Origin of the sequence: Collinsella sp. D33t1_170424_A12, assembly GCF_015554865.1 — a bacterium.
Classification (GTDB): domain Bacteria; phylum Actinomycetota; class Coriobacteriia; order Coriobacteriales; family Coriobacteriaceae; genus Collinsella.
Genome location: NZ_JADNJJ010000212.1, coordinates 1 through 9,224, shown reverse-complemented (window position 1 = coordinate 9,224; position 9,224 = coordinate 1). Strand labels below are relative to the sequence as shown.

The window sequence follows — 9,224 nt, the reverse complement described above, 5'->3', positions numbered from 1 at the left end:
GGGGTTGCCATCGATCATGTTGTCGTACGGGAATCCGCCGTCGAAGGTGTACCAATCGACCGTCGCGTCGATCGAGGGCCTCTCGCCCGAAGGCTTCGACAGGCCGGCCTTCGCCGTGCGGATCTCCTCGAGGGCGGCGCCGAGCTGCTCCTCGGTCACATCGGACCCATGCAGCAGCGCCTTGGCCTTATCGAGCGCCGTCTGGTAGGCATCGTAACCGCCAACGTAATCCGAGGCCTTGAGCGGGTGCGTGCACTCGACGTACAGGGCGAACCGGTCGAGCGAGACGACCTCGGCAACCTCGTCGTTGATGGCCTTGAGCGCGGCGTCGACCTGCAGCTGCGTAGCCTCCTCGTCCTCGAATACGGCACGGCCGTCGGCCAGCGCGCGGGCAACGCCCTCATAGGTGGCGTCGATGCCCATAGATGCGATGGGGGCGGTGGCGAGCGCCTCGAGCAGGGAGTCCTTATTGGTGAAGAGCTCGTAGACGAAGGTGACCTCGACGCCCTCCTTGGTGAAGGTGCCGGTCACGGTGGGCTTCTCGCTCACCAGTCGGTAGCCGTAGATCTGGGGCGCCTCGATGCTGAAGGGGTCGCCCGCAACGCCGTACTTCACGGTGTCCTCGGCGAGCTTCTTACCGGCTCCGTCGACGTGGCTCACCGTTACCTTGCCCACGTTCTCGGCGGGCAAGATCTCGCCAGAGCTCGGAAGCTTCTGGCCCCGGTCCCAGGCGCCGTCGTGCCCGAGCTGCTCGGTAAGGGCCTTGAACTCGTCGAGATTCATGTTGCGGTTGGAGGCGACGTTCCAGCTGCGGGACGCCATGGCGCGCAGCTCCTTGGAGATGCCCTGCGCGACCTCGTCCTCGGTGGCGACGTTGGGATAGTCGCACCAGATAGCGATAGCCGTTCCCTTGATGCGCGGGTCGGTATCGGGCAGCACGTTGGCGTTCTGGCGGTCCTGGAAATCGCCGGGGCGCCACTGGTTCCACCAGCGCTCGAGGCTGTCGTCGAAATCGAAGGACGCGCCGCGGTTGTCGTTGCGCAGGACGAAGTACCCGTAGTTGGCGTTGAAGTTGTAGAAGTCCTTCATACCGCGGTCCACGAGCTTGCGCAGGTTGGCGATATTCCAGTTCCAGCTCATCTGCGACCAGAAGTCGACGCCGATCCAGTCGTGGATCTGCACCTTCTGGCGATAGCTCGTGTTCTCGCCATAATAGATGCCGTCGTTGAAGACGCGGGGCGTGAGGCCCTCGTCGCGGCAGAACTCGGCAAGGTTATTGATATAAGTGGCCAGGGTATCGGTCCAGCTGTACTCGCGACCCAGGTTCTCGTCGGCCCACTTCTCCAGGACGGACTGGTAGATCGAGGTGAACGGCGGACGGTCGAACTCCATGTACTCATCGCAACCGATGGAGATGTCGGTGGTGGTGCCGCCCTGCTTGAACAGGTCGATGTACTCCTTGTAGATGCTGTTCATATAGGCGATGGCCTCGGGGTTGGTCACATCGAGGCCGCGGTCGTAGTGCGTCTTGCCGTCGCTGGCGATCTGACCGTACTCGGGATGCACCTTAAGGATCTGGTCGACATGGCCTGGGGAGTCGATGGACGGAATGACCTTGATGCCGTACAGCCGGGCCTCCTCGAGAATCTCCAGAACCTCGGCCTTGGTGAGGAACTCGGGGGACACGATCGCGGGGTCGGTTTCGCACTCGATGCGGAAGCCCAGGTTCTCGGAGAAGTGCATGTCGATCGTATTGAGCTTGAGGTAGGCCATCTCATGGATCTGGCGGATGAACCAATCCTTGGAGAAGAACTTGCGGCCGCAATCCACGAACAGGCGACGCTCCTGCAGGTTGGGCCAGTCGACGATCTGGCCCGCGGGAAGCTCGCCGTTGTTGGTCTGCATGATGGCCTCGATGGTGCGCAGGCCGAACATGACCGCGTTCTCGCTCGCGCCGTAGATGCGCACGCCGCCGGTTGCGGAGACATCGATCTTATAGGCCTCGGCGGACTTCGTCTGATCGGTGATCTGCTCGACCGGCACGACATCGACGACGATGTCGGCGGCGGCAGCGGAGTCGGCGGGGGCGTAGACCATACCCATGAAGCCGGCGACGAGCTCCTTTTCGGCGTACTCGGCATTCATGAGGTTGACGACCTCGGCGAGGCGCTCGTTTTTAAGGTTGGCCTCGCTCGCATTGACGATGATGCGCGACGTCGATTCGAACGACCACGGCTCCCCCGCTGCGGGAACGTAGCTTTGAAGCACGGGGTTCACCAGCTCGCACAGCTCCTGCGAGCTCTGCTGCTGCGCAGCATACGCCGCAGGAGGGGGCAGCAAAGCGGGGGCGGCCACGACGCCCAGGGTGAGCGCACCGGAGATGACAAGGCGCGTCGCGCGGCGCCACGAGGTGGAACGGAAAGCAGACATGGTCCTCCTAACATAGGAAACGCGTCCGAAGGCACCGTCTGCGCAAGCCGGGACCCGGAACGCATCGCTTCGTATCGCACGGCGCCTGTCGAACGCCCGCGATCTGTCAATACCATTTGGTAAGTATGAATCGAGCGCGCCGTCGCACGGCAGCCCGCTCGCCAGACGGCGCGCTTTACCCCTCCCAGCGGCCCGGGCGCCCCTACGCTGCAACCATAGGATTTGTGACTTTATCACCCGCAGAAACCTGTCTGCTCCTTTAAACTGGGCAGCATCAGACCTGTAACGCCATCCAACCGCGGAGGTTCCCGCATGCCCTATGTCGCCGCCTTTCTTGAAGGCATCATCACCTTCATCTCACCGTGCCTGCTGCCCATGCTTCCCGTCTACATAGCGTACTTCGCCGGCGACTCGACGCGCGAAAGCGGGGCGACGGCACGGAACGCCCTCGGCTTCATCCTGGGATTCACGCTGGTATTCGTTACGATGGGCGCGCTGGCCGGCTCCATCGGCGGCCTGTTGCGCGAATACCAGACCGTGGTGAACGTCGTATGCGGCAGCGTGGTCATCATGCTGGGCCTCAACTTCCTCGGCGTCATCAAGCCCGGCCTGTTCCATGGAGCACGGCGTGCTGCCGCCGTCCGCGACCTTGGCTTCTTTTCCGCCCTCGCCCTGGGCGCGGTCTTCTCGCTCGGCTGGACTCCGTGCGTCGGCGCCTTTCTGGGCTCCGCCCTCATGCTTGCCGGGCAGCAGGGCCATGTCATCGAGGGCATGCTCATGCTGCTCGCCTACTCCGCCGGGCTCGGTATTCCGTTCTTCGCCAGCGCCCTGCTGATCGACCAGCTCAAAGGAGCATTCGATGTTATCAAGCGGCACTATGACGCAATCACCAAGGCAAGCGGTGCGCTGCTGATAGCCATGGGCGTCCTCATGGCCACCGGAGCCATGACCGGCCTGGTAGGCGCGCTGTCATAGCGCGCCGCCGCACGTTCGCACACCCACGCCCCCATACGAGCACTCGAAAGGACCACCTATGAACAACAAGCAACTCGCACTCGTGGGCTCGCTCGCACTCGCAGCGGTGATCGGTGGCGCCGCGGTGCTTTACAGCACCATGGGCGACGCGCCCACGACCCCCGTTCCCGCTGCCGCACCGGCAGGCAAGCAACCGCAGGACTCGGTCAGCGCGGACACGGACCCCAAGCCCGAGCCGGCGCCCGATTTCACCGTGCTCGATCGCGACGGCAACGAAGTCAAGCTCTCCGACTTGCGCGGCAAGCCCGTGGTGGTGAGCTTCTGGGCCAGCTGGTGCGGCGTATGCAAAACCGGCATGCCCGACTTCGAGGAGGCGTACGCCGCCTATGGCGACAACGTCCATTTCATGATGGTGAACCTCACCGCCGGCAGCGAGACGCAAGACGTTGCCCGCACCTATATCGAGGAGAAGGGCTACACGTTCCCGATCTATTTCGACACCGAGATGTCAGCCGCCAGCGCATATGGCGTCAACGCTGTTCCCGTGACGTACCTGGTTGACGCCGAGGGGAACCTGGTGGCCTACGGGCAGGGCCGCCTGGGCTTGGACGGTATCGAGCAGGGCATCGCGATGGCCCAGGGCGGTACCTTGCAGGCGGAATCATAGCGCCAAAACCCGATTCTCCCCGGACGAAAGGTCCAGCTGGCACTAAATGCAGATTTTGAGTCTTTTGGCTCTCTAAAAACAGCGTGCATACTTCCTGCAAGCGCTTTTTATCATCAGATGTGTAGTAACTCGGCCGATTTCGCGCTCCCACACGAGGGGAAAGCTTCTCCGCCAGCATAAAAATGAAGAGCCGGTCAACCAAACAGGCTCTAAGCGGACTCAAAAATGACATTTAGTGCCAACGAGACGGCTCCGAATGCGCAGATAACGCACCGGAGCCGTTTCGTTATGATTTCTTATGCAGTGGCGAGCAAGTTTTATGCATTTATTCAAACCCCCGCATTTTCCTACGGTCCTATTGCCTCGCTACCGTGATCTCATGCAACTCGTCGTACTTACCGCCCATGCACACCGTGGCCGATGCGCGGTCCAGGTTGTACACGACCGACCACTGCGTTTGAAAGACCTCGCCGTTATCCTTGATCTTGACTTCGCGGCTGACGCTTTGCAGGGTATCCATCGCTTCCGCCTCCGTCATCACGCCGTCGGCGGCATCGAGCGCGCCCATCACGGTCTCGTAGCGGTCCTGGCCGCCGCCGAAGTCGTACTCGCCCGGCGTGAGCAGGAAGTTCGTTGCCGCCTGGTAACCTTCCTCACCGGGTTCCACCAGACGCATCTCGTTATCGATGTACTCGACGACCACGCTTTTACCGCTCGCATCGGCGATCTGGAAGTGGTAGCAGCGGTTGCCCGACGCATGCATGTCATAGCTGGACAGCAGCTCGACGGCCTCGTCCACCGTAGCGCAGCGATCGAGCATCAGTCGAATCGCCGTAGTGGTGGTGATGTCCACGCGCTCGGTTTGCTGGTGCGTGGCCTCGGTGTCGATAAGCAGCACGCCCACGGCCAGGCCCTTTTCGTTCACGCCGTCGAGGGGGGCGAACGGAGCGGCAAGCGACACGATACTCGAAGCAAAATCGTCAGGCAGCTTATCCTCGCCATAGCCGATAAACGCCAGATTCACCATCGAGATCGAGGCGTACCCGTCCTTCGGCGTCGTGCGCACCATCATGCCGGGCGAGAACTCCAGGTCGAAGTTGCGGCCGAACAGCGCCTCGCCCTCGGGCGTCTTCGCATTGAAGGTCGAACACGCCAGGTTGGGAAGCTCGATCTTGATGGGAAGGCCCTTCAACAGGCGGCCCACCACGAAGTCGATGAGCTCGGCGTCGTTGGAGGCGCCGCCCTGCTCGAGAAACTCATCCAGGCCGTAATCGGCCGCGTAATCCATGGTATAAAGCGGATACTCGTCGACCTTCTCGATCGTGCCGAGCGTCTTGAGCTCTCCGCCAAACATGAGCAGCGCCACGCCCGCGGCCGCCAGGCACACGCCCGCCAACACCGCGATGACGCGGCCGACGATGCCCTTGCCCCGGCGTCCCGCCTGCACCGATGGGTTGTCGTGCTCCTGAGAATGCAGCATAGAAACCTATCCCTCACGTTATCGTCGCCCCGCCGGGCGTCCATACAGCGGAGAGGATTCTAACAATAGTTGTTAACCTATTTGCATCGTTCACCTATTTTCGGAGACATTTCACATAATTTGTACGCTATCGTTGCTGCAATTCCTAAGGAGGACTGTCATCTTGCACCCACCCGTTCCCCATCAGCCCGCGTCGTCAAACAACCGAACAGGGGGAGTCATAAGCGTCATAACCCCGCGAGTACGGGTACACTGCTGTTCGATGGACCACTTCGATATGCAAGGAGGCCCCATGGGCAAGCATAAGCACGACGAATCATGTTGCGGCAACTACAAGAAAGACGGCAGCTGCTGCGGTAAGCATAAAAAGCAATCCGAGCGCGCCGACGAATGCTGCGGCAAGCACGAACGCGACCAGGAGCACGACGGCGACGGCTGCTGCTACCACGGCCACGAAGAGGGCCACGTCTGCCAGGCCCCGCAGCGCGCCGAGGAGTTCCGCGCCCTTGAGCGCGACCTCTGGACCCGCTCCTACCTGCTGAAGATCGCCGAGTTCGACGGCGCCACCGTCGCGCCGGAAAACGGTGCCGCCGCACGCGGCGAGGCCATGGCGACGCTCGCCGGCGAGCACCACGAGCTGCTTACCAGCGAGCGCGCGCAAAAGCTCGTCCGCAAGCTCAACAAGGCGTTCTCCAAGGGCAAGCTCACCGACGAGCAGCTAGCCGATGAGCTGCGCGTCTTCGAGCGCGACCAGCGCGAAGCCCTCGCCTTCCCCAAGGAGGAGGTGGAGAGTTGGAGCCGCCTGACCTGCGAAGCCGATGCCGTGTGGCACAAGGCCAAGGGCGCCAACGACTGGGACTCTTTCGAGCCCTACATCGACCGCATGGTCGAGGCGCTCAAGCGCCAGGCCGGCTACCTCGATAGCACGCGCGACCCGTACGACGTCTGGCTCGACCAGTACGAGCGCGGCATGGACGCCGCCGCCTACGACGCGTTCTTCGCCCAGGTCCGCGAGACCGTCGTGCCGCTGGTGCATGACATCTCCGAACGCGGCGAGCAACCCGAGGCGGCCTTCCTGAACGCTCGCATCCCCGAGGCGGCCCAGCGCGCGCTCTCCTTCGACCTCATGAAGCTCGTGGGGCTCGACATGGCATCCACCACGCTCGCCTTCACCGAGCATCCGTTCTCCGAGGGCTTCAGCGCCGGCGACGCCCGCGTGGCCACGCACATCTACGAAGACAACGCCATGAGCAACGTCTACTCGATCATCCACGAGGCCGGCCACGCCATCTACGAGCTGGGCGTCGACCCCGCGTACGCGTTCACCTGCCTGGAGGGCGGCACCTCCATGGGCATCCACGAGAGCCAGAGCCGCTTCTTCGAGAACACCGTCGGGCGCTCCCGCGCCTTCATGGGACCGCTGCTCCAGCTGCTGCGTCGCCACGCGCCGGAGGTCTACGGCAACGTGGGCGAGGACGAGCTGTACCGCGCCGTCAACATCGCGCGCCCCAACCTCATCCGCTGCGACGCCGACGAGCTCACCTACCCGCTCCACATCATGATCCGCTACGAGATCGAGCGCCTGCTGTTCGCGGGCGAGGCTACCGCCAAGGACATCCCGGGGCTGTGGGCCGAGAAGACCAAGCAATACCTGGGCCTCGACGTACCCACGCATACCGAGGGCGCGCTGCAGGACACCCATTGGTCGGGCGGCGCATTCGGCTACTTCCCCAGCTACGCGCTGGGCAGCGCCTACGACGCGCAGTACGTGCCCGCCATGAAGGCGGCGGGCGTGGACCTCGAAGCCGCCTGCGCGGCGGGCGACCTCGCTCCGGTTCGCGCCTGGCTGGGCGAGAACATCTGGCGCTGGGGCCGCGGCAAGGACGCTCCCGAGCTCGTACAGGGCGCCTGCGGGGCGCCGTTCGATGCGACGTTCTACTGCGACTACCTCGGCGGCAAGTTCCGCACGCTCTACAACCTGTAGGACGGCGCGCGCAGGCAGCCGCCCGCACCATATCGCACCGGACGGCCATCCCGCCGATAACGCAGGAAGCCTCCCTTCCCATCAACGGGAAGGGAGGCTTCCTTGTTTTCACGGATCGCGCGTCAATGCGATGCGCGCATCACTCGTGCGCGACGTCGCTTCTAGCGAGAGCGTTTGCGCGCGCGGTAGCCGGCTGCCACCGCACTCGCGCCGAGGGCGCCCGTCGCCACGAGGGCGAACAGCGCGGGATCGCCCGTCTGGGCAAGGGGGCCGTCGGTGCCGGGCTTGCCCTGGCCGCCGTTCGGCTTGCCGGTAGCACCCTGGCCGCCTTCCGGCTTCTGCTCAGGCTGGGGCTGGGGCTGCGGCTGCGGCTGCGGCTGCGGCTGGGGTTCCGGCTTCGGATCGGGCTGCGGCTCGGGCTCGGGAGCGGGCGCGAGCTCGCGGGCGATCTCGTTGATGCCGTCGTACATGCGGTCCGTCTCGCTATGGGCCAGCATGCGCTGCTCCTCGTTCTGCGCGACGGCGGCACCGTGGACGGTGGTCGCACGCGGCACCTGCAGGGACTCGACCAGCTCCATCACGCGGTCGGCGACCTTCTCGTTCTGAACCAGGTACTTGGCCTTACACACATCGCGGATGCCCTGCTTGAACATCTCGTAGCGGGGCGTGCTGTAGAAGCCATCGGGGTTCTCGGCCAGGTCATCGGCGCTCTCGAGCGGGTAGATGTACCAGCCGTCACCCGGCTCCCAATAACGATAGGTGGCGTTGCCGAACATATCGTTGGTCCAGTTATCCCAAGCCCAGCGCATGAAGCCATCGGCATGGGAGGACATGGCGTACCACATGGCCCAGTAGTTGTCGCCCGGGTCGGAGATCATGAAGTTACCCGGATAGTTGCCGGTGCAGTTGTAGATCGTGGTGGTGAAGCCCTTGGCGGCGCGGGCGTCGGCCAGGCCGCGGAAGCCGTCGTCGACGTTGCCGGTATTCACCGAGATGTCGTCGATCTTATCGGAGAGCGACACGATGTTCTGGTCGGTGCTCACGTTGAGCGCGGAGCTCAGCTTGATGTTGATGCCAAGCTCCTCCTCAACGGCGGAAACCAGGTCGACGACCGGCTTCAGCTGGCCGTAATCGCGCTCGTCCATCGAGATGTAGGTGATATCCCAGATGCCAAGCTCCTGGCAGTGCTTGTAGAAGTCCTTCAGGAACGCGGTCCATGCGGCCTCACCCTCGGGGTTGTTGCCGTTGAGCTGCATGTTATAGGACTTCATCTCGCCGGTCTCGGCGTCCTTGTACTTGAAGCCGCCCCACGACACCATGGAGTAGCACTTGATCTGGCCCAGATCGGTCGCGGGATCGATGACGCCGCACTCGGTGGCGAACGCGATCCACTTATCGAAGAGCGTGTAGTCGAAGGTCCACTCGCCCTTATCGTTCAAGATCCAGGTGACCATGGAGGTGTCGCCGTAATAGGACTGGTGGTTCCAGGCCTCCTCGACGATGTTGGCAACCAGGTCGTGACCGCCGATGGAGGCGTACTCCTTCAGCGAGCCGCGCAGCAGGTCCTTGTGCTCCTTGCTGAGGAACGTATCGATGGGCGCGTTGGTGCCCGTGCCCGTAGCGGCGTCAGCCGTGCTGTTGGCGAAATAGTAGCCGCTCACGCTGAAGGGGTGCTGCCAGACCTGCAC

General features: G+C 63.3%; 6 protein-coding genes. 3 read left to right on the top strand and 3 right to left on the bottom strand.

Going from position 1 to position 9,224, the window contains the following annotated elements; genetic code table 11:
* A partial coding sequence (locus tag I2E26_RS08805; RefSeq protein ID WP_195420430.1) for a family 20 glycosylhydrolase occupies nt 1-2,430 on the bottom strand: 2,430 nt, incomplete at its 3' end.
* A gap of 312 nt (nt 2,431-2,742) precedes the next feature.
* Here I2E26_RS08805 and I2E26_RS08800 point away from each other — a divergent pair.
* Both I2E26_RS08800 and I2E26_RS08795 read left to right on the top strand, forming a co-directional pair.
* Nucleotides 2,743-3,405 (top strand): cytochrome c biogenesis CcdA family protein, encoded by a 663-nt coding sequence (locus I2E26_RS08800; RefSeq protein WP_195420429.1) that lies wholly within the window; start codon nt 2,743-2,745, stop codon nt 3,403-3,405.
* 58 nt (nt 3,406-3,463) lie between these two features.
* Entirely contained in the window at nt 3,464-4,072 is a 609-nt protein-coding gene (locus I2E26_RS08795; RefSeq protein WP_195420428.1) for a thioredoxin family protein, read from the top strand.
* Nucleotides 4,073-4,427: 355 nt separating this feature from the next.
* Here the strand turns inward: I2E26_RS08795 and I2E26_RS08790 are convergent, their stop codons facing one another.
* Nucleotides 4,428-5,552: a C45 family peptidase gene (locus tag I2E26_RS08790; protein ID WP_195420427.1), complete on the bottom strand. Its 1,125-nt coding sequence runs from the start codon at nt 5,550-5,552 to the stop codon at nt 4,428-4,430.
* Nucleotides 5,553-5,844: 292 nt separating this feature from the next.
* On the opposite strand from I2E26_RS08790, the gene I2E26_RS08785 reads away from it, so the two are divergent.
* A complete protein-coding gene (locus I2E26_RS08785) occupies nt 5,845-7,536 on the top strand; it encodes a carboxypeptidase M32 (protein ID WP_195420426.1) in 1,692 nt (563 codons plus the stop codon).
* A 161-nt stretch (nt 7,537-7,697) separates the two neighbouring features.
* Here the strand turns inward: I2E26_RS08785 and I2E26_RS08780 are convergent.
* Nucleotides 7,698-9,224, bottom strand: a 1,527-nt coding sequence (locus I2E26_RS08780; RefSeq protein WP_195420425.1) for a DUF4091 domain-containing protein, incomplete at its 5' end; no start/stop codon positions are given.